This is a genomic window from Paraburkholderia sp. WC7.3g, from assembly GCF_050436345.1.
In the GTDB taxonomy this organism is placed as follows: domain Bacteria; phylum Pseudomonadota; class Gammaproteobacteria; order Burkholderiales; family Burkholderiaceae; genus Paraburkholderia; species Paraburkholderia podalyriae.
Map to the genome: position 1 here is coordinate 2,380,723 of NZ_JBNDMA010000001.1, position 24,278 is coordinate 2,405,000.

At 64.4% G+C, this 24,278-nt stretch carries 22 protein-coding genes (1 of these 22 running past the window's edge); 5 read left to right on the forward strand and 17 right to left on the reverse strand.

Annotated features, from left to right (window positions below):
• From OKW43_RS10995 to OKW43_RS11010, 4 genes are read right to left on the reverse strand one after another with little or no spacing between them, the layout of a single operon-like run.
• Positions 1 to 2,064 carry an FAD-dependent oxidoreductase gene (locus OKW43_RS10995; protein WP_429447165.1) on the reverse strand — a complete coding sequence of 688 codons (2,064 nt, stop codon included), beginning with the start codon at positions 2,062 to 2,064 and terminating at the stop codon, positions 1 to 3.
• A 25-nt stretch (positions 2,065 to 2,089) separates the two neighbouring features.
• A complete protein-coding gene (locus OKW43_RS11000; RefSeq protein ID WP_429447167.1) occupies positions 2,090 to 2,629 on the reverse strand; it encodes a DUF5943 domain-containing protein in 540 nt (179 codons plus the stop codon).
• 44 nt (positions 2,630 to 2,673) lie between these two features.
• Complete coding sequence (locus OKW43_RS11005) at positions 2,674 to 3,645, reverse strand: dipeptidase (protein ID WP_429447169.1); 972 nt, start codon at positions 3,643 to 3,645, stop codon at positions 2,674 to 2,676.
• Positions 3,646 to 3,663: 18 nt separating this feature from the next.
• Positions 3,664 to 4,938 (reverse strand): serine hydroxymethyltransferase, encoded by a 1,275-nt coding sequence (locus OKW43_RS11010; protein ID WP_429447171.1) that lies wholly within the window; start codon positions 4,936 to 4,938, stop codon positions 3,664 to 3,666.
• A 418-nt stretch (positions 4,939 to 5,356) separates the two neighbouring features.
• Between OKW43_RS11010 and OKW43_RS11015 the strand changes: the two genes are divergently transcribed.
• Positions 5,357 to 6,352 (forward strand): GlxA family transcriptional regulator, encoded by a 996-nt coding sequence (locus tag OKW43_RS11015; protein WP_429447173.1) that lies wholly within the window; start codon positions 5,357 to 5,359, stop codon positions 6,350 to 6,352.
• Between the two features lie 59 nt (positions 6,353 to 6,411).
• On the opposite strand, the gene fdhA is transcribed toward OKW43_RS11015, so the two are convergent.
• Entirely contained in the window at positions 6,412 to 7,611 is a 1,200-nt protein-coding gene (gene fdhA / locus OKW43_RS11020) for a formaldehyde dehydrogenase, glutathione-independent (protein WP_187637795.1), read from the reverse strand.
• A gap of 295 nt (positions 7,612 to 7,906) precedes the next feature.
• On the opposite strand from fdhA, the gene ampC reads away from it, so the two are divergent.
• Positions 7,907 to 9,088 carry a class C beta-lactamase gene (gene ampC / locus OKW43_RS11025; protein WP_429447175.1) on the forward strand — a complete coding sequence of 394 codons (1,182 nt, stop codon included), beginning with the start codon at positions 7,907 to 7,909 and terminating at the stop codon, positions 9,086 to 9,088.
• A gap of 12 nt (positions 9,089 to 9,100) precedes the next feature.
• Here ampC and OKW43_RS11030 read toward each other — a convergent pair whose 3' ends face one another.
• The 6 genes from OKW43_RS11030 to OKW43_RS11055 are packed head-to-tail and all read right to left on the reverse strand — an operon-like array spanning position 9,101 to position 16,071.
• Positions 9,101 to 9,364, reverse strand: coding sequence for a hypothetical protein (locus OKW43_RS11030; RefSeq protein ID WP_429447177.1), 264 nt, complete (start codon positions 9,362 to 9,364; stop codon positions 9,101 to 9,103).
• Between the two features lie 31 nt (positions 9,365 to 9,395).
• Complete coding sequence (locus OKW43_RS11035; protein WP_429447179.1) at positions 9,396 to 10,052, reverse strand: sarcosine oxidase subunit gamma; 657 nt, start codon at positions 10,050 to 10,052, stop codon at positions 9,396 to 9,398.
• Complete coding sequence (locus tag OKW43_RS11040; RefSeq protein ID WP_429447181.1) at positions 10,042 to 13,044, reverse strand: sarcosine oxidase subunit alpha family protein; 3,003 nt, start codon at positions 13,042 to 13,044, stop codon at positions 10,042 to 10,044. Before OKW43_RS11040 ends, OKW43_RS11035 begins: the two co-directional genes overlap by 11 nt.
• Positions 13,041 to 13,364, reverse strand: coding sequence for a sarcosine oxidase subunit delta (locus tag OKW43_RS11045; protein ID WP_429447182.1), 324 nt, complete (start codon positions 13,362 to 13,364; stop codon positions 13,041 to 13,043). Before OKW43_RS11045 ends, OKW43_RS11040 begins: the two co-directional genes overlap by 4 nt.
• 31 nt (positions 13,365 to 13,395) lie before the next feature.
• Positions 13,396 to 14,640, reverse strand: a complete 1,245-nt coding sequence (locus tag OKW43_RS11050; RefSeq protein ID WP_187637801.1) for a sarcosine oxidase subunit beta family protein — start codon at positions 14,638 to 14,640, stop codon at positions 13,396 to 13,398.
• A gap of 36 nt (positions 14,641 to 14,676) precedes the next feature.
• Positions 14,677 to 16,071: an L-serine ammonia-lyase gene (locus tag OKW43_RS11055; protein ID WP_429447184.1), complete on the reverse strand. Its 1,395-nt coding sequence runs from the start codon at positions 16,069 to 16,071 to the stop codon at positions 14,677 to 14,679.
• Positions 16,072 to 16,384: 313 nt separating this feature from the next.
• On the opposite strand from OKW43_RS11055, the gene OKW43_RS11060 reads away from it, so the two are divergent.
• Complete coding sequence (locus OKW43_RS11060; protein WP_429447186.1) at positions 16,385 to 17,467, forward strand: GlxA family transcriptional regulator; 1,083 nt, start codon at positions 16,385 to 16,387, stop codon at positions 17,465 to 17,467.
• A 14-nt stretch (positions 17,468 to 17,481) separates the two neighbouring features.
• On the opposite strand, the gene OKW43_RS11065 is transcribed toward OKW43_RS11060, so the two are convergent.
• From OKW43_RS11065 to OKW43_RS11090, 6 genes are all read right to left on the reverse strand, one after another.
• On the reverse strand, positions 17,482 to 18,474 hold the full coding sequence (locus tag OKW43_RS11065) for a GlxA family transcriptional regulator (RefSeq protein WP_429447188.1): 993 nt from the start codon (positions 18,472 to 18,474) through the stop codon (positions 17,482 to 17,484).
• Positions 18,475 to 18,507: 33 nt separating this feature from the next.
• Positions 18,508 to 19,410, reverse strand: a complete 903-nt coding sequence (gene choW, locus OKW43_RS11070; RefSeq protein ID WP_429447190.1) for a choline ABC transporter permease subunit — start codon at positions 19,408 to 19,410, stop codon at positions 18,508 to 18,510.
• Positions 19,403 to 20,578: a quaternary amine ABC transporter ATP-binding protein gene (locus OKW43_RS11075; RefSeq protein ID WP_429447192.1), complete on the reverse strand. Its 1,176-nt coding sequence runs from the start codon at positions 20,576 to 20,578 to the stop codon at positions 19,403 to 19,405. Before OKW43_RS11075 ends, choW begins: the two co-directional genes overlap by 8 nt.
• Before the next feature lie 260 nt (positions 20,579 to 20,838).
• Entirely contained in the window at positions 20,839 to 21,966 is a 1,128-nt protein-coding gene (locus OKW43_RS11080) for a VIT1/CCC1 transporter family protein (RefSeq protein WP_429447194.1), read from the reverse strand.
• 67 nt (positions 21,967 to 22,033) lie between these two features.
• Positions 22,034 to 22,345: a hypothetical protein gene (locus OKW43_RS11085; protein WP_429447196.1), complete on the reverse strand. Its 312-nt coding sequence runs from the start codon at positions 22,343 to 22,345 to the stop codon at positions 22,034 to 22,036.
• Positions 22,346 to 22,597: 252 nt separating this feature from the next.
• Positions 22,598 to 22,792, reverse strand: coding sequence for a hypothetical protein (locus OKW43_RS11090; protein ID WP_429447198.1), 195 nt, complete (start codon positions 22,790 to 22,792; stop codon positions 22,598 to 22,600).
• Between the two features lie 80 nt (positions 22,793 to 22,872).
• On the opposite strand from OKW43_RS11090, the gene OKW43_RS11095 reads away from it, so the two are divergent.
• Together OKW43_RS11095 and OKW43_RS11100 are read left to right on the forward strand one after the other, a co-directional pair.
• Positions 22,873 to 24,078: a DUF6402 family protein gene (locus tag OKW43_RS11095; RefSeq protein WP_429447200.1), complete on the forward strand. Its 1,206-nt coding sequence runs from the start codon at positions 22,873 to 22,875 to the stop codon at positions 24,076 to 24,078.
• Positions 24,075 to 24,278, forward strand: partial view of a hypothetical protein gene (locus tag OKW43_RS11100; RefSeq protein WP_429447202.1) — the 5' portion only. The gene runs 219 nt beyond the window's last position; 204 of the gene's 423 nt are visible here — the first part of the coding sequence; its start codon is at positions 24,075 to 24,077; the stop codon falls past the right edge of the window. The genes OKW43_RS11095 and OKW43_RS11100 overlap by 4 nt, the downstream gene beginning before the upstream one ends.

The window sequence follows — 24,278 nt, forward strand, 5'->3', positions numbered from 1 at the left end:
TCAGAAATCCTTGCAAAGGCGCAGCGCGTCGTAGATCGCGCCGTGAATGTTGTGCATCGAGATGCAGTCGCCGACCCGGAACAGCAGGAAGCGGCCGTCGCCGAGCGGCTCGTCGAGACACGGCTGCGGTTCGGACGCGAACAGCTTGTGCACGTCGAGCTGGCCGCGATTGACCGATTCCGGCTTCAGCCGCCAGTAAAGCTGATCGTTCGGCGTACTGCCGTTTTCGATCACCACCTGGTCGACCGCGCGCTCTTCCTGCTCCTCGGTGTACTCGTTGCGGATCACGGCGATCTTCTTGCCGTCGTCCTCGTACACCTTGTCGAGCCAGTAGTTGGGCGTATGGATCACGCCTTGCGCGTATAGACGGCGATAGAAAATCGGGAACGTGGTGCCGCCGACGTCGTCGGCGACCTTCACGTCGGGCGTGACGATCTCCACGTTCGCGCCGCGGCTCGCGATGAAATCGGCGACGCCCGCGCCCGCATGCGTGCTGACGCCGTCGTACACGAGCACGTTCCTGCCCGGCTCGACCTTGCCGGCGAGCACGTCCCACGAACTGACCGCGAGCCCCGCGTCGACACCCCACGCCGCGACCTGCGACGTGAACGCCGAACCGCCGGTGGCAAGCACGACGATGTCCGGCTTTTCGGCCATGATGACGCGCTCGTCGGCGGCGACACCGAGGCGGCGGTCCACGCCGAGCCGCTTCGTCTCCATGTCGAACCAGCGCACGATGCCGGCCATCTGCTCGCGCTGCGGCGCTTTCGCCGCCAGCATGATCTGGCCGCCCACGTAGTCGTTCTTCTCGAACAGCACCACGTCGTGACCGCGCGACTTCGCGACGCGCGCTGCTTCGAGCCCCGCCGGTCCGGCACCGACCACGACGACCTTGCGCTTCGGCCCGCGCGACTTCGCGATCACGTGCGGCATCGTCGCTTCGCGCGACGTCGCCGCGTTCTGCACGCACAGCACGTCGAGCCCGTTGTACTGCCGGTCGATGCAGTAGTTCGCGCCGACGCACTGCTTGATTTCGTCCTCGCGGCCATCGCGGATCTTGATGACCATATGCGGATCGGCGATCTGCGCGCGCGTCATGCCGACCAGATCGACCATGCCGCTCGCGAGCAGCCGCTCGGCCTGGCCCGCGTCGCGAATGCTTTGCGCATGCATCACCGGCACCTTCACGACCTGCTTGATGCCGGCCGCGAGATGCACGAACGGCTCGGGCGGCAGCGCCATCGGCGGCATGCAGTTGGCAAGCGTATTGTGCGTGTCCGCGCCGGAACCGATCACGCCGAGATAGTCGATCAGGCCGCTCTCGCTCATCGCCTGGGCAATCTCTTTCAGTTGCTCGTGATCGAGCCCATCTTCATGGAATTCGTCGCCGCACATGCGCAGGCCGACGCAGAAGTCGGCGCCGACGGCCGCGCGCACCGCCTGCAACACTTCGACGCCGAAACGCAGGCGGTTTTCGAGCGAGCCGCCCCATTCGTCGGTACGGAAGTTGGTGCGCGGGCTCCAGAACTGATCGATCAGATGCTGGTGCGCGGCCGAAATCTCGATACCGTCCATGCCCGCATCTTTCACGCGCTTCGCGGCCGCTGCGAAGTCACCGATGATGCGGCGGATCTCTTCGACCTCGATAACCTTCGCGTTGCCGCGATGCACCGGCTCGCGCACGCCCGACGGCGACATCAGATGCGGCCAGTGCTCGCCGTGAAACGCCGAACGGCGTCCCATGTGAGTGGCCTGAATCATGATCTTCGCGCCATGCGCGTGCATCGCTTCGGCGAGCCGCGCGAGCGGATCGACAATTTGGTCGGTGGCGAGATTCACCGATTTCCACCAGCCTTGCGGGCTGTCGATCGACACCGGGCTCGAGCCGCCGCACACGGCGAGTCCGACGCCGCCCTTCGCCTTTTCCTCGTAGTAGCGGATATAACGGTCGCCGGGCAGGCCACCCGGCTCGGCATAGACCTCCGCGTGCGCGGTACTGACGATGCGATTGCGCAGCGTCAGCTGGTTCAACGTGAGCGGCTTGAAAAGGTTCGGGTAACGCATCGCGATCGACCTCGGAATGCTCGGATTAGATGGACGCGAGCGGCGACACTTCGAACACGCAGTGCTCGTGTCCCTCCGCCGCGCAGCGCGCTTCTTGCGATTGCGACGGCGGTCCCCGGCGCGCACCTTCGGGTGCCGTATCGTTGACCCAGTCCATCGCGCCAGCGAACCAGCCGGCGAACATGTAGCAGAGCTTGCCGGTCTTGCCCGGTTGCGCGAGCACGAACGACGAGTGACGCAATTCGATCCGCGCATGCGAGCTGGCCGGATCGGCTTCGATGATCCTGAACAGCCCCCAGCCGCGCTGCGACAGACGGTTCAGGTAGTGCTCGAACACCGCCATGCCGGTCAGCCCATGCTGCTTCGCTTCCTTGTCGCACCAGAAATACGCGGACTTGTGCCCGGCCTTGTACAGAATTTCCGCGTACGCGTCGCGGCCGAGCGCTTCCTCGACGGCGACATGGTTGTTCGTGAAGAAATGACGCGGCACGTACAGCATCGGCAGCGCGTCGGTGGTCCAGACGCCGGTGTCCGGATTCACGTCGATGGGCAGTTGGGGTTGCATGAAAAGACTCCGTTTCTATCCGCTATAAAAGGAAGGGGTGACGCTCACAAGTTCCAGACTTCGCCGAACACCCGTACCCAGTTCTCGCCCACGATCTTGCGGATGCGCGTCTCGCTCCAGCCGGCGCGTTCCATCGCGGCCGTGAGGTTCGGAAACTCGCCGATCGTGCGAATGCCTTCGGGATTCACGACCTTGCCGAAGTTCGTCAACTGGCGATAGCGGCCCTTGTCGTGCGTGATCCAGTCGAAAAACTCGGTGCTGTAGCCCTGCGTGAAATCGGTGCCGATCCCCACCTGGTCCTCGCCGATCAGGTCCACCACGTATTCGATCGCCTCGATATAGTCGTCGACGGTCGCATCCGCTCCGCGCTTCAGGAATGGCGCGAACATCGTCACGCCGACGAAGCCGCCCGCGTCCGCGATCTCCTTCAGCTGCTCGTCGGTCTTGTTGCGCGGATGCTCCTTGAGCCCGGACGGGCAGCAATGCGAATAGCAGACCGGTTTGTTCGACGCCGCGATCGCCTCCGACGAGGTCTTGCCGCCCACGTGCGACAGATCGACCATGATGCCGACGCGGTTCATTTCCTGAATCACTTCGCGCCCATAACCGGACAGACCGCCGTCGCGCTCGTAGCAGCCGGTGCCGACGAGGTTCTGCGTGTTGTAGCAAAGCTGCACCACGTTGACGCCGAGATCCTTGAACGCTTCGATATAGCCGAGGTTGTCCTCGAACGCATGCGCGTTCTGGAAGCCGAAGATGATGCCGGTCCGGTTCTCTTGCTTCGCGCGGAAGATGTCGTCGGTGGTGCGTACGAGCGTCAGGATTTCGCTGTATTGGCGGATCTGCTGCTTCATTTCGGCAATGTTGTCGACGGTCTTCTGAAAACTCTCCCAGACCGACACCGTGCAGTTCACCGCCGTCACGCCACCCTTGCGCATATCCTCGAACACCGAGCGCTCGAACTTCGAAATGTTCAACCCGTCGATGATGATGCTGTTTTCGTGCAGTTGGCTCATCGTTTGCTCCACGCGTACTCAGTAAATAGGAAAGCGCTCGCACAGCGCGAAAATCTCGCGGCGCACGCGTTGTTCGGTTGCGGCATCGCCGTCGGGGGACCCACGCAGCCCATCGAGCACCGCGACGATCAGACGGCCGACCTCGCGAAACTCGCTGACGCCGAAGCCGCGCGTCGTGGCCGCCGGTGTGCCCAGACGAATGCCGGAGGTGATCGTCGGCTTCTCGGTATCGAACGGAATGCCGTTCTTGTTGCAGGTGATGCCCGCGCGCTCCAGCGCCTGTTCGACCTGATTGCCCTTGAGCCCCTTGGGTCGCAGATCGACCAGCAGCAGATGGTTGTCGGTGCCGCCCGTCACCAGATCGACGCCGCCCGCTTTGAGCACGTCGCCGAGCGCCCGCGCGTTCGCGAGCACGCTGTCGATATAGGTTTTGAAGCCCGGCTGCAGCGCCTCGCCGAATGCGACCGCCTTGCCGGCGATCACGTGCATCAGCGGGCCGCCCTGCAAGCCGGGGAACACCGCCGAGTTGATCTTCCTGGCGATCTCTTCGTCGTTGGTCAGCACGAAGCCGCCGCGCGGACCGCGCAAGGTCTTGTGGGTGGTCGACGTGACCACGTGCGCATGCGGGACCGGATTGTCATGACGGCCCGCCGCGATCACGCCGGCGATATGCGCCATGTCCACCATCAGCTTCGCACCGACGCCATCGGCGATCGCGCGCAGCCGCGCGAAGTCGAGCGCGCGCGGATAGGCGGAGAACCCGGCGATCAGCAGCGCGGGTTTGTGCTGTTGCGCCAGCTCCTCGATCTGCTCGTAGTCGATCAGCATCGTGTCGCGCCGCACGCCGTACTGCACCGCGTTGAACCACTTGCCCGACAACGCGGGCTTCGCGCCGTGCGTCAGATGCCCGCCCGCGTCGAGCGACATGCCGAGCACCGTATCGCCCGGCTTCGTGAGCGCGAGCATCACCGCGCCGTTCGCCTGCGCGCCGGAATGCGGCTGCACGTTGGCGAAGCGCGCGTCGAACAGCTGCTTGATGCGATCGAGCGCGAGCGTCTCGATCGTGTCGACGTTTTCGCAACCGCCGTAGTAACGCTTGCCCGGATACCCTTCCGCGTATTTGTTGGTCAGCACCGAGCCCTGCGCGTCGAGCACCGCGCGCGACACGATGTTTTCCGACGCGATCAGCTCGACTTGCGACTGCTGGCGCTCGAGCTCTTTCAGAATGGCGCCGCGCACGGCCGGATCGCGCGCCGGTAGGGAGTCTTCGAAGAAGGGATTCGGGTTCGACATGACAGGTCCGTGAGAACGTTGACGGGAAGGTGGCCGCAGGTCGCCGGGGTAGCGCCACCGCTTTGCCTTGCGTCTATTCTTGACGGTCCGCCCGCGCGTCGATTTACGAATTCAGACGCGTTCTTTGCCTTTTCCGCCATGCGCGTCCTTTTTCGACAAGTCGGCGCGCTCCGCACGCATGGGCCTGCACGACAAGGCGGTCTCCTTGCGCCGATCGGGTGCGCCGAGCGTGCGTCGCGGCGCCGTTCTGGTGCGGCGCAGGTGCCGTTTGATCAGTCGATTGCCTGGCTATTCAGGCTTTTTGCGCAGCGTCCAAGGGTTTAGCCTGATGGCACAGTAGTTGCCCTGATACTCAGAATTCAGATAGTCGCCATCCCCCCAAGGCGACGCGACATTCATCTCAGGAATCACCGTTCTCATGTCCACCGATCGCACGGCATCGTTGTCGCATTTCGCGTTCATGCCGGTTCACAACTTCACGATGATCGCCTTCACCAACGCGATCGAAGTGCTACGCATGGCGAACTATCTGACGGGCCAGCCGCTTTACCGCTGGTCGATCGTCAGTCCCGCCGGCGGGCCGGTCATGGCGAGCAACGGGCTAGCCGTCGATACGGGGCCGGTCGAGTGCGTCGGGCAACCCGATATCGTGTTCGTGGTTGGCGGCATCGACGTGCAGCGCTCCACCACCGCCGAGCATCTGTCCGCGCTGCGCCGTTTCGCGCGCATGGGCTGCGTGCTGGGCAGCCTGTGCACCGGCACCTATGCGCTCGCGCGCGCCGGTCTGCTGGCCGGTTATGCGTGCGCGATCCATTGGGAAAACATGTCGGCGCTGAAGGAGGAGTTTCCCGATACGCGCTTTCTGAAAGAGCTGTTCGTCATCGATCGCGATCGCGTGACCTGCACCGGCGGCGTCGCGCCGCTCGACATGATGCTGAACCTGATCGCACCGCGCGTCGGTAACGCGCGCGTCACGCAGATCGCCGAGCAGTTCATCGTCGAACACGTGCGCGACACCAGCGCGCAGCAGAAGATGCCGCTCGTCGCACGGCTCGGCTCGGCCAACAAGTCGCTGTTCGAAGTGATAACGCTGATGGAGAACAACATCGAGGAGCCGCTGTCGCGCGAAGAACTCGCACGGCTCGCCGGCATGTCGCAACGGCAGTTGCAACGACTGTTCCGCGAGCATCTGGGCATGACGCCCACGCACTACTATCTGACGCTGCGCTTGCGCCGCGCGCGCGAGCTGCTGTTGCAGACCGACATGTCGATCATGCACATCACGATGGCGTGCGGCTTCCAGTCGGCCTGCCACTTCTCGAAGAGCTATCGCGATGCGTTCGGCACCGCGCCGACGCGTGAGCGTCGCCGGCAGGCGCCTTCGCTCGCCAATGCGCCGGTGATGGCGGCTTGATCAATGAATCAGGCGCGCGTGACCGGCAGGCCACGCAGCGCCTTAGCGGCCAGCCAAACTCAAGCCGCCTTCAACAACCCGTGCGGGTCGATCACAAACTTCTTCGGCGCGCCGCCGTCGAATTGCCGGTAGCCCTCGGGCGCATCGTCGAGCGACACCACCGTCACGTTGACGATATCGGCGATCGGCAAACGATCCCAAAGTATTGCCTGCATCAGATCGCGGTTGTACTTCATCACCGGCGTCTGCCCGGTGTGAAACGAATGCGACTTGGCCCAGCCGAGCCCGAAACGCAAGCTGAGGCTGCCCCGGCGCGCGGCGGCATCGGCCGAGCCGGGATCGTCGGTCACGTAGAGTCCGGGAATGCCGATCGCACCAGCCGCCCGAGTGATTTCCATCAGCGAATTGAGCACCGTGGCCGGGGCTTCCTCGTGTGAGCCGCTGCTGCCGTGTCCGTGTGCTTCGAAGCCGACGCAGTCCACCGCGCAATCCACTTCGGGTTTGCCGAGGATCTGCTCGATCTGTTCGCCGAGCGTCGCGTCCTTCGACAGATTGATGGTCTGGAAGCCCATCTTGCGCGCATGCGCGAGGCGCGCCTCGTTCATGTCGCCGACGATCGTGCAGGCCGCGCCCAACAGGCGCGCGGACGCGGCCGCCGCCATGCCGACCGGTCCCGCGCCCGCGATATAGACGGTCGCGCCGGGCTTCACGCCGGCCATCACCGCGCCGTGATAGCCGGTCGGCAGAATGTCGGACAGGCAGGTCAGGTCGCGGATCTTCGCCAACGCCTGCGCGCGGTCCGGAAATTTCAGCAGATTGAAGTCCGCGTACGGCACCAGCACGTATTCGGCCTGGCCGCCGATCCAGCCGCCCATGTCGACATAACCATACGCGCCGCCCGCGCGCGACGGATTAACGTTCAGACACACTCCCGTATGCTGCGCCTTGCAGGTCGGGCAGCGTCCGCACGCGACGTTGAACGGCACCGACACCAGATCGCCGACCTGCAGCGTCTCGACGTCGCGCCCAATCTCGATCACTTCGCCGGTAATCTCGTGCCCGAGTACCAGGCCGACTTCGGCGGTCGTGCGGCCACGCACCATGTGCTGATCGGAGCCGCAGATATTCGTGCTCACCACTTTCAGGATCACGCCGTGGCCGATCGACCTGCCGCGTGGATCGACCATCTTCGGATAGTCGATCGACTGCACTTCGACCTTGCCCTGCCCCAGATACACGACGCCGCGATTGCTGCTCATTGTCTCGTCTCCATGTTCGTGAGCGGTGCGCCCCGCACGCTGCACGGCGCACCGTTTCACCAGCGTAGCGGCCGCCCGCAGCGACACCTGTGCCGAACACGACACGCGTTTGGCCACAACCGACAACGCCGGCATCGCGCGCGTTGCCGCGCATAACTTTTTCTTTACCCTCACGCAACATATCGTCGTTTGCCAGCGTTTCGCGAAAGCCGGATAGTGCAGCCTCCCCCGAATCGCCGATCCACCGATCCACCGATTCACCGATCCACACTCCACGACCGAGGACCCGTTTGCAATGAAGACCCGAGCGCTCAAACTGATAACAACCACCACGTTCGCGCTGTTCATGCTGTCCGCGATCTCACCCGTCAGCCACGCGGCCGAGCCCATCGGCGCGCAACTCAAACCGGCCGTCGATGCCGCGATCCAGCCGCTGATGGCGAAGTACCATATCGCCGGCATGGCGGTCGGCGTGATCGACGACGGCAAGCCTTACGTGTACAACTACGGCGTCGCATCGACGCAAACCGGCAAGCCCGTCACCCGCGACACGCTGTTCGAACTCGGCTCGATCAGCAAGACCTTCACGGCGACGCTCGCGTCGTATGCGCAGCTCGACGGCAAGCTGTCGTTGTCGGACGGCACGGAGCGCTATCTGCCCACGCTGCGCGGCCGCCCGTTCGGCAAGGTCAGCCTGCTGAACCTCGGCACGCACACGCCCGGCGGTCTGCCGCTACAGGTGCCGGACGACATCCATAACGACGCGCAATTGCTGCGGTATTTCCATGACTGGCAGCCCGCTCATGCGCCCGGCACGTTCCGCACTTACTCGAATTCCGGCATCGGCACGCTCGGCCTGATCACCGCGAAGGCGATGGGACAGGATTTCACCGTGCTGATGCAGCAACGCGTGTTTCCGGCGCTCGGCATGAAGAACAGCTACATCGACGTCCCCGCGGCGAAAATGCCGGACTACGCGCAGGGCTATGCGAAAGACGGCGCGCCGGTCCGTCTGACGGGCGGCGTGATTTCCGCCGAAGCCTACGGGGTGAAGTCGACCGCCGCGGATATGCTGCGTTACGTGCAGGCGAACATGAACCTGATTTCGCTCGACAGTCAGTGGCAGCGCGCGATCACGGACACGCATACCGGCCACTTCCAGTCCGGCGTGCTGACCCAGGATCTGATCTGGGAGCAGTACCCGTATCCGGTCGAGTTGCGCACTTTGCAGGCCGGCAATTCGCTGGAGATGGTCCTCAACGGGACGCCGTCGACCGAAATCAAGCCGCCGTTGCCGCCGCAGCAGAACGTCTGGATCAACAAGACCGGATCGACCAACGGTTTCGGTGCGTATGTCGCGTTCGTGCCGCAAAAGCGCATCGGTATCGTGATGCTCGCTAATCGCAATTTTCCGAACGAAGCGCGCGTGAGCGCCGCGCATCAGATCCTCACGGCGCTGGATGCCGGCAAGCCCTGATACGGCGTGGACTTACGTGCGCAGCCGCGCACGCGCTGCGCCGGCGATCCGCGCGAGCGCATCCGCGCTCAGACGGGCCGCGATTTTCTCGACGTACGCATGATGCCGCGCTTCGAGCGGCGCACCGAGCTCCCGCGCGAGCAGATAGCGGATCAGCGCAATGCGCCGATGACGCAGCGCGATACTTTGATCGAGCAGCGCGAGCGCGGCGCCGGCATCGCGCTCATCGCAAGCGCGTGCCGTGAGAAGCGAGGTGGCCGCGCGGGTCGACGTCATGGCGAAATCAGCAAAGCGAGCCGCGCATCGCTCAGCACATCAACGGCTCGGCGGCGTCGAGCATGATCCTGACGAAGTAATCCGCGAAGCTGCGGCGCACGACGATGTCGAAACTGTCGGCGCCCGTGGGCAGCAACGTAATCGACGCCTTGAAGTAATGGCTCTGCGCGCACTGCCCCACCCCGAACAGTTGCGGATGCAGATCGAGCGGACAGCCGCGCGCGAGCACGTCGCGCGTGCGGGTGCCGCTGATTTCGAGCACCGTGCTGCCGCTGCCGACATCGACAGCCGATGCGAACACGCCCGCGAACGCCGCGCCGAGCTTCGACTGCAACGGCGCGGTACGGGTCGCGTCGTGCGCGGCTTCCGAACGCACGAGCCATTCGTCCGGGCCGAGCCACACCATGTCGTAGCCGTTGCCGCGTGCGACCGTGTTCGCCTGTTCCGGCGGCTTGCAGCCGATCACCTGTTCGACCGCGCGGATGAACGCCGCGTCGCGGGTGTCGCCGCGCACGTTCACGAGTTCCAGAAACGGCCGCTCGCCGAGCCGAAACGCGGCGCTCGCGCCTGCCTGATGCTGCTTGAGCAACGCAGCGACTCCCATCAGCGGCGACTCCTGCCATACGCCGCTTTGCCGTCCGGGCGTGCGGGCCACGACCGGCACTGTCCCGCCTGTTTCATTCCACATGTTGACGTGCTCCTTCGCTGTCGTAGAACACCGGACTCGCGATTTTCGCCGCGATCTGTTTGCCGCTCGCGAGCGGAATCGTGACGGTCGTGCCGATCTTGTCGAGACCGCCCTTGACGACCGCCATCGCGATCGAGCGCTTGAGGATCGGGCTGTAATAGCTCGACGTGACGTGTCCCAACATCGGCGCGGTATCGCCCTGGAACGGACCCGCGACGATCTGCGAGCCTTCGGGGATCACGAACGACGCATCGTCCGCGAGCAGCCCGACCAGTTGCTTGCGCCCCGCCTTCGCGGTGTCCGAGCGGGCGAGCGAGCGCTTGCCGAGAAAATCTTTCGACTTCGCGACGAGCCCGCTCATGCCGATGTCGTGCGGCGTCATCGAGCCGTCCGTATCCTGGCCGACGATGATGTAGCCCTTCTCCGCGCGCAGCACGTGCATCGTCTCGGTGCCGTACGGCGTGATGTCGAACTCCGCGCCCGCGGCCATCAACGCTTCCCACACCGCGCGCCCGACGTTCGCCGGCACGTTCACTTCATACGCGAGCTCACCCGAGAAGCTGATGCGCATCACGCGCGATGCCGCCCCCGCCACGGTGCCTTCGCGATATGTCATGAACGGGAACGCCGCATTCGCGAAGTCGATGTCGTCACAGACCTTTTGCAGCAGCTTGCGGCTCATCGGTCCGACCACCGCGAACGTCGCCCAGTGATCGGTGACCGACGCGAGCCGCACGCGCAGGTCGGGCCATTCGGTTTGCAGCCAGCGTTCGAGCCACGTGAGCACGCGCGCCGCGCCGCCGGTGGTGGTCGTCATCATGTAATGCTGCTCGGCGAGGCGCACGGTGACGCCATCGTCGAAGATCATGCCGTTTTCGTCGAGCATCAGGCCGTAGCGGCACTTGCCGACTTCGAGCTTGGTCCACGGATTCGTGTACACCCAGTTCAGCAGCTTCGCGGCGTCGGGGCCCTGAATGTCGATCTTGCCGAGCGTCGACGCATCGAGAATGCCGACGCTCGTGCGCACCGCGAGCGCTTCGCGCGCAACCGCCGCGTGCAGGTCCTCGCCCGCCTTCGGGTAGTACCACGGACGCTTCCAGTTGCCGACGTCCTCGAACGCGGCGCCGTTTTCCACATGCCATTCGTGCACCGCGGTCTTGCGCACCGGATCGAGCCATTCGCCCAGTTCGCGGCCGGCGAAGGTGCCGAACGTGACCGGCGTGTAGTTTGGCCGGAACGTCGTCGTGCCGGTCTCGGGAATGGTCTTGCCGAGCGCCTGCGCGAGAATCGCCATGCCGTTGATGTTGCCGAGCTTGCCCTGGTCGGTGCCGAAACCCATCGCGGTGTAGCGCTTCACGTGTTCGACGGATTCGAAACCTTCACGCGCGGCGAGGAAGATATCGGCGGCCGCCACGTCGTTCTGGAAATCGACGAACTGCTTGGGCCCGCGCGTGGCCAGCTCACGTCCGCCGACGAGCCACAGCGGTTCCAGCTTCGTTTCGCTCAACTCGGCGACCTGCACCGGATTCGGCCGCGCGACGATGTATCCGGCCGCGCGCGCCGCGTCGACGCCGGCGTCGACCGCGAAGCGGATGCCCTGGCCGAGCGTGAAGTCACCTGCGCAGGCGCCGACGCTGGTTTCCGCCTGGAGCGCCTTACCCGGCACGAAGCAGGCCTTGTCGTCATGCCAATGCGCCTTGCCGCCCGACTGCGCGAACAGATGCAGCACCGGGCTCCAGCCGCCCGACATCGCGAGCAGATCGCACGGCAGCTCGCCCCGTTGCGCGGCGATCCGCCCTTGCGCATACGAGGCGATCGCCACCGACGCGACGCGCAGCTTGCCGTGCGCCGCCGTGACGACCGTGCCGTTCAGCACCTTGATGCCATGGCGGCGGGCGAGCGCGGGCAGCGTGCCCTTCGATTCGCCCGCGCGCGGATCGATCACGCTCACCTGGGCGCCGGCCGCTTTCAGGTCGAGCGCGCATTGATAGCCGTCATCGTTGTTCGTGAACACGACCGCGTTGCGCCCCGGCAGCACCGCGTAGCGATGCAGGTAGACCGACACCGCCGATGCGAGCATCACGCCCGGCAGATCGTTGTTGCCGAACACGATCGGCCGTTCATGCGCGCCGGTCGCGAGAATCACGCGTTTCGCGCGGATCTTCCACAACAGTTCGCGCGTGCCCTTGCGTTGCGACACGGGCAGATGATCGGTCAGACGCTGCGTGACCGTGACGAGATTGTGGTCCTGATAGCCGAACGCGGTGCTGCGGCTCAGGATCTTCACGTCGGGCAACTGCCGCAATTCATCCTCGATTTTCTGCACCCACTGCAGCGCGGGCTTGCCATCGATCTGCGCGCCACAGGACAGCAGCGTGCCGCCGAGCTCGGGCTGATCGTCGACGAGCGTCACGCGCGCACCGGACAAGGCCGCCGCGTGCGCGGCCGCGAGCCCGGTCGGGCCGCCGCCGACCACCAGCACGTCGCAATGCGCGAAGCACTTGTCGTAGCGGTCCGCGTCGCGCTGTCGCGGCGCGGTGCCGAGGCCGGCCGCGTCGCGAATCGCTTCCTCGTACTTCGGCCACAATTTGCGCGGCCACATGAAGGTCTTGTAGTAGAAGCCCGCCGGAATGAAGCGCGCGAACTTCTGGTTGATCGCCATGCGGTCCTTCTCGATGCTCGGTTTCGCGTTCACGCTGCTCGCGACGAGCCCCTGGTACAACTCGACTTCGGTGGCCCGCGCATTCGGCACCGTGTAGGCGCCGGTCTCGAGCTGCACGACCGCGTTCGGCTCCTCGACGCCCGCGGTCACGATGCCGCGCGGCCGATGATATTTCCAGCTGCGCGCGACGAAATGCACGCCGTTGGCGAGCAATGCCGACGCGAGCGTATCGCCCTGATAACCCTGGTATTCGGCGCCGTTGAACGTGAAGCTGAGCGCGATCGCGCGGTTGATCCGGCCACCGGTCGGGAGTCGGTCTTTCTGGCTCATGATGCTTTGCCCTCTTGCTTGTTGCCTGCCTGTGCGTCGCTACTGTCGAGCGACGGCAAGGGTCGCTCGAACGTCTGGTAGCCCTGGAATGCGTAGCTGACGGTGTCGCGCTGCGCCTTGAACCAGCGGCGGCAGCCTTGTGCATGCAGCCACTGCTCGCGATGCACGCCGCGCGGGTTCTTGCGCATGAACAGATAGTCGCCCCATTGCTGGTCGGTGAGCGTGTCGGTGTCGAGCGGGCGGACGATGTCCGCCTCGCCGCCGCACGAGAATTCGGTTTCGGCGCGGGGACCGCACCACGGGCATTCGATCAGCAGCATCTGTGTCTCCTCTTCGTTGCGGCGCGTAGCCTTAGTGAGCCACGGCGGCCGCGCCGTGCTCATCGATCAGATGACCGGTATAGAACCGATCCAGCGAGAACGGCGCATTCAACGGATGCGGTTCGTCCTTCGCGATCGTGTGCGCAAAGACCCATCCCGAGCCGGGCGTCGCCTTGAAGCCGCCCGTCCCCCATCCGCAGTTGAAATACAGCCCCTTGACGTCGGTCTTGCTGATGATCGGGCACGCGTCCGGCGACACATCGACGATGCCGCCCCACTGCCGGTTCATCCGCACGCGAGAAAACACCGGGAACATTTCGACGATCGCCTCGAGCGTGCCCTCGATGATATGGAAGCTGCCGCGCTGGCCAAAGCCCGTGTATTGATCGACGCCCGCGCCGATCACGAGATCGCCTTTGTCGGACTGGCTGATATACGCGTGGACCGCGTTCGACATCACGACCGTGTTGACGACCGGCTTGATCGGCTCCGACACCAGCGCCTGCAACGGATGGCTTTCGAGCGGCAGCCGCACGCCGGCCATATCGGCGAGCGTCGACGTGTTGCCGGCCGTGACCACCGCGACCTTCTTTGCCTTGATGAAGCCCTTGGTCGTGTCGACGCCCGTCACCTGGCTGCCGTTGCGGCGAATGCCGACGACCTGGCAGTTCTGCACGATATCGACGCCGGCCTGGTCCGCGCCGCGCGCGAAACCCCAGGCCACCGCGTCGTGCCGCGCGACGCCGCCGCGCCGCTGGATCGATGCGCCGAGCACCGGGTAGCGGCTGTTCAGATTGATGGTCGGCTCGAGTTCCTTGATCTGGGCGGGCGTGAGGAATTCGGCATCGACGCCGTTCAGACGGTTCGCGTTGACGCGGCGTTCGGTGTCGCGCACATCCTGCAGCGTATGCGCGAGATTCATCACGCCGCGCTGGCTGAACATCACGTTGTAGTTCAGATCCTGCGCGAGCCCTTCCCACAGCTTCATCGCTTTCTCGTAGAGCCCGGCGGACTCGTCCCACAGATAGTTCGAACGCACGATCGTCGTATTGCGCGCGGTATTGCCGCCGCCGATCCAGCCCTTCTCGAGCACCGCGACATTGCGCACGCCGTGCTCCTTGGCGAGGTAGTACGCGGTCGCGAGACCATGCCCGCCGCCGCCGACGATCACGACGTCGTACTCACGTTTGGGCTCGGGGCTGCGCCATTGCCGCTCCCAGTTCTCGTGATACGACATCCCGTTGCGCAGCAGGCTGAATATCGAATAGCGGCTCATCGTTGGTCCTTTGCGGTTTTGCTGATGCTGTGTGCTTCAACACTCGATGACGTTCACGGCGAGTCCACCGCGCGACGTCTCCTTGTATTTCGTCTTCATGTCGGCGCCGGTTTCGCGCATCGTCCGGATCACGCTGTCGAGCGACACCACGTGCTTGCCGTCGCCCTTCATCGCGAGGCGCGCCGCGTTGATCGCCTTGATCGCGCCCATCGCGTTGCGCTCGATGCACGGGATCTGCACCAGCCCGCCGACCGGATCGCACGTCATGCCGAGGTTGTGTTCCATGCCGATTTCGGCGGCGTTCTCGACCTGGGTGGGCGTACCGCCCATCACGGCCGCGAGCGCCGCGGCGGCCATCGAGCAGGCCACCCCCACTTCGCCCTGGCAGCCCACTTCGGCGCCGGAGATCGATGCGGTTTCCTTGTAGATGATGCCGATCGCCGCGGCGGTCAGCAGGAAGTCGACGATGCCCGCGTCGCTCGCCGCATGCATGAACTTCACGTAGTAGTGCAGCACTGCCGGGATCACGCCGGCCGCGCCGTTGGTCGGCGCGGTGACGACCCGGCCGCCCGCGGCGTTTTCCTCGTTGACCGCCATCGCGTACAGGTTGACCCAGTCGAGCATCGACAGCGGGTCGCGCAGCGATTCCTCCGAGTGCGTGCGCAGTCGCTCGCACAGCTCGGCCGCGCGGCGCTTCACGCGCATCGGACCGGGCAGCTCGCCGCGCGCCTTGCAGCCGCGCTCGACGGACGCGGCCATCGTGCGCCAGATCGCCAGCAGGCCTTCGCGCACTTCGGACTCGGGCCGCGTCGCGGATTCGTTGCGCAACGTCACTTCGGCGATCGACAGACCGCTTTCGCGGCACACCCGCATCAGATCGTCGCCGGTGCGAAACGGATACGGCACCTCCGCGTTGGCGCGCTGTCCGTTCACGCGATCCCCGTCGCGATTGACGACGAAGCCGCCGCCGATCGAGTAATACTCTTTTTCGACGAGCAACTGACCGTTTTCGTCGAAGGCCTGAAAGCGCATGCCGTTCGGATGCACGACGCCCGAACCCGGTGCGCCCGGCATCAGCTTGCGGTAGAAGCCGACATGTTCGCGCTCGTCGAACGCGACCGGATGCTTGCCGAGCAGCACGAGCTGTTTGGCCGCGCGGATCGCGAGCAGCCGCGGCTCGATCAGGTCCGGGTCGAGCCGGTCCGGCAGATTGCCTTCGAGGCCGAGCAGCACTGCCTTGTCGGTACCGTGGCCCTTGCCGGTCGCGCCTAGCGAGCCGAACAGCTCAGCTCTGACGCGACGCACGAAGCCGAGCAGATTCGCGTCCTCGATATGCGACGCGAAGCGGCAGGCGGCAATCATCGGCCCGACCGTGTGCGAGCTGGATGGACCGATGCCGATCTTGAACAGATCGAAGACGCTGACGTTCATGGCGAGCCTTGTGCGTTGGGCCTTGCGCGTTGCGATGACCGGAGCGCTTCGCGCTGACTGATGCGCCCGGATGGAATGTACGTATTGCACCGCACGGCGGGCCGGATCGATAGAATAAAAACGGCAACGCAGTGGGATGGCGTCGTCAACCGAGCCACCACGCGGGCCGCTGGGCACACCTCGCGACCCATTTGCGACAGGCGCCCCAAGTTGCGCCGGTGATGCTGAAGGCACGCGGTGCTATGCTTGCCTCACCGTTTCGGTTAACGTTCGTTCCTCTTTCGCCGTTCCTTTTCGCCGAACCGCCGCGCGCATGAATTCCGCTCAAACGCTTGCCCCTCCCTCGCGCGACACCGCCACGAAGCAGCGCATCCGCTTCGGCATCATCCTGCTGCCGAACTTCACGCTGACCGCATTCTCGGGTTTCGTCGACCTGCTGCGCCTGTCCGCCGACGAAGGCGACTTCAGCAAGCCGGTACGCTGCTCGTGGAGCGTGATCGGGGAAACCCTTGCTCCGGTGCGCGCCAGTTGCGGCATCCAGATCACGCCGTGGGAAACCTTCGAGGCGGCCGAAAAATTCGACTACGTGGTGGTGGTCGGCGGACTGCTGCACTCGGGGCCGGCCGCGAGCGAGGCGACGCTCGCGTTCATCCGCCGCGCCGCCGCCCGCGACGCGACGCTGGTCGGCATGTGCACCGGCGTGTTCTCGCTGATGCGCGCGGGCGTGCTCGACGGCCATCGCATCTGCGTGAGCTGGTTTCACTACTGGGATTTCATCGAGCGCTTTCCTTCGGTCGACGAACAGATGCTGGTCGCCGACCGGCTGTTCGTGATCGACCGGCGGCGCATCACCTGTTCCGGCGGCCGTGCGTCGATCGACGTCGCCGCCGCGATCCTGCTGCGTCATTTCGAGACCGCCACGGTGCAGAAGGCGCTGCGCATTCTGCTCGTCGACGACCTGCAGAAAGGCAACGCGCCGCAGCCGCATCCGCCCGGTCTCGCGCCGGCCTCGCATCCGAAGGTCAAGCGCGCGATCCTGCTGATGGAGCAGCACGTGGGCCGCGCGCTGTCGCTCGACGAGCTGGCGGGCAAGCTCGATCTGTCTCCGCGTCAGCTCGAGCGGCTGTTCAAGGCGCAGACCGGCAAGGCGCCGCAGGCGTACGCGAAGCTGGTGCGTCTGCGCACCGCCGCGTGGCTGCTGACGAGTTCGGACAAGACCGTTGCGGATATCGCGTCGAGCTGCGGCTTTTCGGACGCGTCGCATCTGGGACGGGAATTTCGCAAACAGTTCGGCGTGCCGCCGATGATGTATCGCGAGCAGCGTGGCACGGCGGCGCAAGTCGACGATGGCTCGTGCTACGACGAAACGTTTCCGGGCCGCGCGAAGGCGATCTGAATTCGCGCGCCCCGCTACTCCGACAAGCGCCGCTCGACGCTCGGCGCATGCCCGAACTGCGCGCGATACGCCTTGCTGAAATGACACGGCGAATGAAAACCGCACACCGTGGTCACGCGCGCGATCGACGTGTCGGTATTGCGCAGCAGCTCGCGCGCGCGGCGCAGCCGCAAGCTCAGGTAGTAATGCGTCGGCGACACGTTCAGGAACAGCTTGAACATCCGCTGCAAATGACGCTGCGACAGCTTGACGAGCCGCGCGAGTTCGTCGAGCGATAGCGGCTCCTCGATGTTCGCTTCCATCAGCCGCACCACTTCGATCAGTTCAGCGCGCGACAGGCCGACCCGCGCGTCGACCGGAATGTGCTGGTAATCGGTCGAGCCGCGAATCCGCTCGACGATGAACTGCTCCGACACCTGCGCGGCCACCGCGGAGCCAAGCCGCATGCCGACCAGATGCAGCATCAGATCGAGCGGCGCGGTGCCACCGGTGCAGGTCAGCCGGTCGCGGTCGATCACGAACAGTTCGTCGTCGAAATGCACGTGCGGATAGCGCTGATGCAACGGCGACATGTCCTCCCAATGCACGGTCGCGCGATAGCCGTCGAGCAGCCCGGCCGCGAGCAGCGCATACGGGCCGGTGCAGATGCCGCCGAGCGGCACGCGCTGAGCGGCCGCCTCGCGCAGCAGCGCGATCACCGCGTCGTTCACATACTCGCGCACGTGCCAGCCCGCGCACACGAACAGCAGGTCTGGCATGCCGGCCTCGGCGAGCGTGGTGGTCGGCTTCACCGTGATGCCGTTGCTGGCGGGCGTCGGCTCGCCGTCCGGCGTGATCACCGACCACCGGTAGTGCTGCGCGCGGCCCACGTAGTTCGCCATGCGCAGCACCTCGACCGCGCTCGTGAACGCGATCATCGAAAAGTTCGGCAAGGTCAGAAAGCCGACGTGGGCGACCGCGCACAGCCGCGCATCGGCTTCGGTGGAGACGATCGGGTCGCGCTTCATGGCCACGTTCGAGAGCCGCATCGGATCAGCGCATCAGCCGTGTTGCGCCGCCGGCTCGCGGCGCACTTTCATCGCCTGGCGCAGCCCCGCGAACAGCGGTGCGCGTGCCTTGCCCGGCGCCCGGCCGAAACTCTCGGTGATGCGGTCCAGAATGATCGCCAGCATCACGACCGACATGCCGCTTTCGAAGCCGAGTCCGATATCGAGCCGCTGGATGCTCGCGAGCACGTCGTTGCCGAGGCCGCCCGCGCCGACCATCGACGCGATGATCACCATCGACAGCGCCATCATGATGGTCTGGTTCACGCCGGTCATGATCGACGGCAGCGCGTTCGGAAACTGCACCTTGTACAGCAGTTGCCACGGCGTGCAGCCGAACGCCTGTCCCGCTTCGACGATTTCGCGATTCACGTGCTTGATGCCGAGCGCGGTCAGACGCACCGCGGGCGGCATCGCGAAGATCACCGTCGACAGGATGCCCGGCACGCGGCCGAGGCCGAACAGCATCGCGGCCGGAATCAGATAGACGAACGCGGGCATCGTCTGCATCAGATCGAGCACGGGGCGCACGATCATTTCGACGGTGCGGCTCTTCGCCATCCAGATGCCGAGCGGCACGCCGAGCACGAGACTGATCACCGTCGATGACAGCGTGAGGCCGAGCGTGATCACCATCTGATCCCAGAAGCCGGTGCCGTAGATCAACAGCAGCGCCGCCAGGGTAAACAGCGCGAAGCGCCAGCCGACCCGCCACAAGCCGATGCCGACGAAGAACGCCATCAGCGCCCACATCGGCACGGCCTGCAAACCGTGCTCGACCGCCGCCGCAAAACTCTCGATGACCTTGCCGATCGTGTCGAAGGTCTGCGCATCGTGATCGAGCAGGTAGTGAACGCCGTGATCGACCCAGGCGCCAAGTGGAATGACTTCAGACATGAGAACCTCGATGGCGCGTGAGAACGTTCAGCACGTTCGTCTTGTTGACCGAACCGCAGTAGGAGCCGTCCGCTTCGACGACGGGCAGCGGCGCGCGGCTCGCCACCACGCGCGCGACCACGTCGTCGAGCGGCGCGCTGCGGCGGATGCATTCGATCTGGTTGAGCTGCGGCGACGCGCTGCCCGTCGCATCGCGGCACACGAAGCCGCGAATCCGCCGCTCGCTATCGAGCACGAACGCGTAGTCGGCGCTGCCGTTGAACATCGCGGCGACGCTCGACGCGTCGATCTGCGGCGAGTGCAGCAGCGGCACTGCATCGGTCTGCATCAGGTCGCCGGCGGTCAGATAGCGGCTCGTGTCGATGCCTTCGAAGAACGCGCGCACGTAGTCGTCGGCCGGGTTCTTGATGATTTCCCGCGGCGTGCCGATTTGTACGACGCGGCCGCCTTCCATGATCGCGATGCGCGTGCCGATGCGCATCGCTTCCTCCAGATCGTGCGACACGAACAGGATCGTGCGCTGCTGCTCGCGTTGCAATTCGAGCAGCACGTTCTGCATCTCCTTGCGCTTGAGCGGATCGAGCGCGGAGAACGCCTCGTCCATGATCATCAGCGACGGGTTGACCGCGAGCGCGCGGGCGAGCCCGACGCGCTGCTGCATCCCGCCCGACAGCTCGGCGGGCAGTTTCTGCGCGAACGGCGCAAGGCCGACCTGTTCGAGCACCGTCAGCGCCCGCGCTTCGCGCTCCTTGCGGCCGACGCCCGCCACCTCGAGCCCGAACGCCGCGTTGGCCAGCACGCTGCGCTGCGGCATCAGCGCGAACGACTGGAACACCATGCTCATGTCCTTGCGGCGCAGCGCGATCAGCTCGGCGCGCGGCACGCTCGCGACATCGCGGCCGTCGATCAGCACCTTGCCGGCGCTTGGCTCGACGAGCCGATTGATCAGGCGAATCAGCGTCGACTTGCCCGAGCCGGACAGGCCCATCAGCACGAAGATCTCGCCCTCGCGAACCTCGAACGACGCGTTGTGGACGCCGACGATCTGACCGGTGCGGGCAAACACCTCTTCCTTGGTGGCGCCGCTGGCCAGCATCGCGAGCGCCTGTTTGGGGTTGGTGCCGAACACCTTGCACAGTCCTTCGACCACGACCTTGGGGGAATTCATCGAATGCTCTCCTCGCGTGCGGACGTCCGTCCGCGCTGTGCCTACATAGTTGCCAGAAAAAAGTGCGGCTAGCCGACTAATTGCGACAACCACATGAGGAAATGCGACACCCGGGCGCGGCGCGAGCGCTCGGCTCGGCGACGAAAGCCCTGTGGGATAAGGGATTGGCGCGGATTGGGCCGGCGCGCCGAGTGTGTCGCGCCAGAGCAGATCGTGCTCCGCAACGGCGGTGAGCGCGAGGCGCCCGCGAATCGCCCCGCTCAGGAAATCGACACGCCCAGCAAGCGCCCGACGCCGAACGTAAACCCTGCCGCGATCAGCCCGATGATGATCTGCCGCAGCGCCGAAAACCCCGCGCTGCGTCCGTTGAACAACGACGTGAACACGCCGATCGACGCGAGCGCCAGCATGCTCAGCACGACACACTGCACGATCGCGCTGACGCCATGCGTCCACAGAAAAGGCATCACCGGAAAAATGGCGCCAAGCGCGAACAGACAGAACGACACGCCCGCCGCCGACCACGGATTGCCGCCCAGTTCCGCCGGATCGAGACCGAGCTCCTCGCGGGTCAGGGTGTCGAGCGCCTTGTCCTTGTCGCGCATCATCTGCGAGGCCACGCGTTTCGCCTCGTTCGCGTCGAGCCCTTTGGCGCGGTAGATCAGCGCAAGCTCGTGCTCCTCTGCTTCGGGCTGCTCGTCGATCTCCTGGGCTTCCTTCGCGATCTGCGTGCTCGCGAGTTCGCGCGCATTGGTGACCGATAGCCATTCGCCGAGCGCCATCGAACAGGCACCGGCGATCAGCCCGGCGAGGCCGGTCAACAGGATCGCCTGGTTGGCGGTGCCCGCGCCGGCGACGCCCATGATCAGGCAGAAGTTCGACACGAGGCCGTCGTTCGCGCCGAGGACCGCCGCGCGCAGATCGTTGCCCGACGAGGCGCCCTTGTGCCACGACTCGGCCGACGCAATGCGCGCGCCGGGCGACAGGTCGGTATCGCGGGTGCCCGCGAGCGTCTGCACGACCGCCGCGTGATGATGTTCATCGGCCGACATGTGGCCCGCGTCGCGTTGGCCTTGATATTTGTTGCGGTCCGCGTATTCGGCGGCGGCGAGTGTCGGCAGCACGAAGTCCGCGCCGCACAGACGCACGAGCCCCTTCATCAGGCGCGTTTTGACCGCATGCCCACGGCCTTTCGGTTCGATGCCGTTGGCCCTGAGCTTGTCGGCCCACACCTGCGCGTGGCTGTGTTCGGATTGCGCGAGATCCTGATAGACCTGCTTGCGGGTTTCGTCTTTCTCGACGTTCGCGAGCGTCTCGTAGAGGGCGGCGCTGTGCAGTTCGTCGGAGAGATTCGCCGTGTAGCGTTTCACTTCATGTCGGGTTGCCATGATCATGCCTCGCAACTGCCCGGCGCCTCGTCAACGATGAATGCGACGCCGGGCGTCCGCCTGTCCGTTACTGGCTGGCAGGCGCACCAACGCCGGCTTTCTTCTGGGCTGCCTGCAGCTTGTCCGGATAGTTCGGATCGTTCTGCGCCGGCTGGTAGCCCGCCTCTTCGAGTTTCTTCAACTCGGCGTTCTTTTTCGCGCGAGCCTGTTTGCGCTCTGCCTTGCGCTCGGCCTTGGTCGGCTTCGGGGTGGTCGTCGTCGCGCCCTGCTGGGCTGCGGCGTCCGTCGAGCCCTGTGCGACCGCGAGCGGGATCGTGCCGGCCACCAGTGCGACGACCGAAACGCCCAGCATGATTCGTTTAATGGCGAAGCTCTTCATCACTGATATCCCCTGAAAAATTGGCAACAACGTACGAGTTGCGTCTGCGAATCGTGAACCACCAGAGCGGGTCGCGCAGCCTCCACGCGAGCCCGTCAACAGGAGCTTACAGCCAAATAGCGGGATGCGGGTCGCGAGCGCGGAGGGCAACGTTCGTCGCTCGATCGACGGCTATGCAGGTGAAACCTTCCATGCACCGTTTTATGAATTGCTGCATTGGAGAATTACTAATCGATACGGCTTTGCTTCGCTTTATATCGCAATCGGCAAATTCTGCTCTGTTACAAAGGGACCTACGAGGTAAATAAAACCGCTCCTTGGGCTTTTACGCAGCGCTGGCATTTTGGCAGCGGGACGCCCCTGCGGCCTCATTTTCAGAATCGTCCGGGTTTTGCCGCGGATTGACTCACGAACAATGGTGGCGCGGATCGATTGCATCACGGCCATGCTTAATTCCCAGTAGTCGAACTCGAACGTATGAGGCGATCCGCTTCCATTGTTTTCTACATCACTAGCTGTAAACGCTTATGAACCACGGCGAGAATTTCTCTTACTACAAGATCGACAAGCTGTTTTGGCGTTGGAAGAAGCAAGACGGGGCCCGCATGGTGCGTGAGGTCTCGCTCTCGACGGACAACGAACCGCCTCCGCTTCCGGCCCCGCCCGATGCGAAGTCGAAAGCCGTGCCGAGCCTGCCCAGGTCTCCGAAACCTGATCCAACCGTAAAAATGATTAACGACCTTCTCAAGGTCGCGGAATCGGTTTCCCGCTTCAGAACATGGTTGAATACGCCGGTGCCGCCCAAACCACCCAAAGCGGCGAAGGTCGCAGCCCCGAAAAAGACGGTACCGCCATTCGATATCCAGGAAATACCGAACGCTCTGCGCAAGGAAATGATGCCCATCGGGGCCACGTTAATGGAGCGATGGTTTGCCGGCCGGTTGAACTATTCCGCAATCCCCAGCGACGAGTTCCAGGAGATCAATCAGGAAGGCAAACCGTATCCGCCTGACATGTACGATACAACCACGATAAAGATGGACTGGGTACTGAAGTTCGCTCGCGCCAGACGGAAATACGACTACCTGATCAACGATGCGATCCGCTCACCCGCGGCACTTCAAGTGCTTCACAACAAGCTCCGTTTCTACAAGCACAGAAGCGAGCTATCTACGCACGATATCTGTCGAGACGATCCGCAACATCTACATCAATTTTTCCAGTTCCAACGCGTCGAAGTTGACGGTACGTTTGCCGAAAAAATCAAGCTACAGCTGATGGCGGATGCTGTGAGAACAGGTGTCCCCGACGATTTGACCGCTGCGCTTGGATCGTTCGTAATCTACGCCGCTATTGCTCACGTCCGACTGTCAAGGGACCCATTTGGTACGCAAAAGACGACTGCCGAAGTAACGGGTGCATGGATATACGTAAAAGATAACTTCACGTTTACCGATGAGCTCGGGCAGCGGTCACAGTATCTAGGGCATTGGAGCAGTAACGGCGTTATCGTGATGCCGCTTGATGGCATAGCGGCGGCGTCCCGTTATATTCCCTATGTGGAATCGCCGGTTACGCTTGGCGATCCGGTTATCAAAGGACAGGTTTACTACCCGATCCATAACAGCGATTTCCGGCAATGGGCGATCAGACATCAGCGCGGCGGCGATTTCATCATCTACTCGGACCGTCGCTTCGTTCCACTCTTTCCGCCGATCGTGCTCTATCTATGAAACGCATCTCTACGCATGTCGTATTGTTAGCGGGTCTCATCGCCGCGCTTTATTTCGGTCTGTTCGACCATACTCCGCAAGGAAGCGAGTGCCGCCAATCGGCACCTGCCCACGGCCTGTACACGGCGGAGCTTTGCCTGTTGCGATGGATTCCGGGCCGCAGTGGAAGCCCCGAATATGTCGGCCGGCTATTCGACGCC

Coding starts and splice junctions, on each gene's coding strand:
- OKW43_RS10995 (WP_429447165.1), bottom strand. CDS start 2,064: ATGCGTTACCCGAACCTTTTCAAGCCGCTCACGTTGAACCAGCTGACG.
- OKW43_RS11000 (WP_429447167.1), bottom strand. CDS start 2,629: ATGCAACCCCAACTGCCCATCGACGTGAATCCGGACACCGGCGTCTGG.
- OKW43_RS11005 (WP_429447169.1), bottom strand. CDS start 3,645: ATGAGCCAACTGCACGAAAACAGCATCATCATCGACGGGTTGAACATT.
- OKW43_RS11010 (WP_429447171.1), bottom strand. CDS start 4,938: ATGTCGAACCCGAATCCCTTCTTCGAAGACTCCCTACCGGCGCGCGAT.
- OKW43_RS11015 (WP_429447173.1), top strand. CDS start 5,357: ATGTCCACCGATCGCACGGCATCGTTGTCGCATTTCGCGTTCATGCCG.
- fdhA (WP_187637795.1), bottom strand. CDS start 7,611: ATGAGCAGCAATCGCGGCGTCGTGTATCTGGGGCAGGGCAAGGTCGAA.
- ampC (WP_429447175.1), top strand. CDS start 7,907: ATGAAGACCCGAGCGCTCAAACTGATAACAACCACCACGTTCGCGCTG.
- OKW43_RS11030 (WP_429447177.1), bottom strand. CDS start 9,364: ATGACGTCGACCCGCGCGGCCACCTCGCTTCTCACGGCACGCGCTTGC.
- OKW43_RS11035 (WP_429447179.1), bottom strand. CDS start 10,052: ATGTGGAATGAAACAGGCGGGACAGTGCCGGTCGTGGCCCGCACGCCC.
- OKW43_RS11040 (WP_429447181.1), bottom strand. CDS start 13,044: ATGAGCCAGAAAGACCGACTCCCGACCGGTGGCCGGATCAACCGCGCG.
- OKW43_RS11045 (WP_429447182.1), bottom strand. CDS start 13,364: ATGCTGCTGATCGAATGCCCGTGGTGCGGTCCCCGCGCCGAAACCGAA.
- OKW43_RS11050 (WP_187637801.1), bottom strand. CDS start 14,640: ATGAGCCGCTATTCGATATTCAGCCTGCTGCGCAACGGGATGTCGTAT.
- OKW43_RS11055 (WP_429447184.1), bottom strand. CDS start 16,071: ATGAACGTCAGCGTCTTCGATCTGTTCAAGATCGGCATCGGTCCATCC.
- OKW43_RS11060 (WP_429447186.1), top strand. CDS start 16,385: ATGAATTCCGCTCAAACGCTTGCCCCTCCCTCGCGCGACACCGCCACG.
- OKW43_RS11065 (WP_429447188.1), bottom strand. CDS start 18,474: ATGAAGCGCGACCCGATCGTCTCCACCGAAGCCGATGCGCGGCTGTGC.
- choW (WP_429447190.1), bottom strand. CDS start 19,410: ATGTCTGAAGTCATTCCACTTGGCGCCTGGGTCGATCACGGCGTTCAC.
- OKW43_RS11075 (WP_429447192.1), bottom strand. CDS start 20,578: ATGAATTCCCCCAAGGTCGTGGTCGAAGGACTGTGCAAGGTGTTCGGC.
- OKW43_RS11080 (WP_429447194.1), bottom strand. CDS start 21,966: ATGGCAACCCGACATGAAGTGAAACGCTACACGGCGAATCTCTCCGAC.
- OKW43_RS11085 (WP_429447196.1), bottom strand. CDS start 22,345: ATGAAGAGCTTCGCCATTAAACGAATCATGCTGGGCGTTTCGGTCGTC.
- OKW43_RS11090 (WP_429447198.1), bottom strand. CDS start 22,792: ATGGCCGTGATGCAATCGATCCGCGCCACCATTGTTCGTGAGTCAATC.
- OKW43_RS11095 (WP_429447200.1), top strand. CDS start 22,873: ATGAACCACGGCGAGAATTTCTCTTACTACAAGATCGACAAGCTGTTT.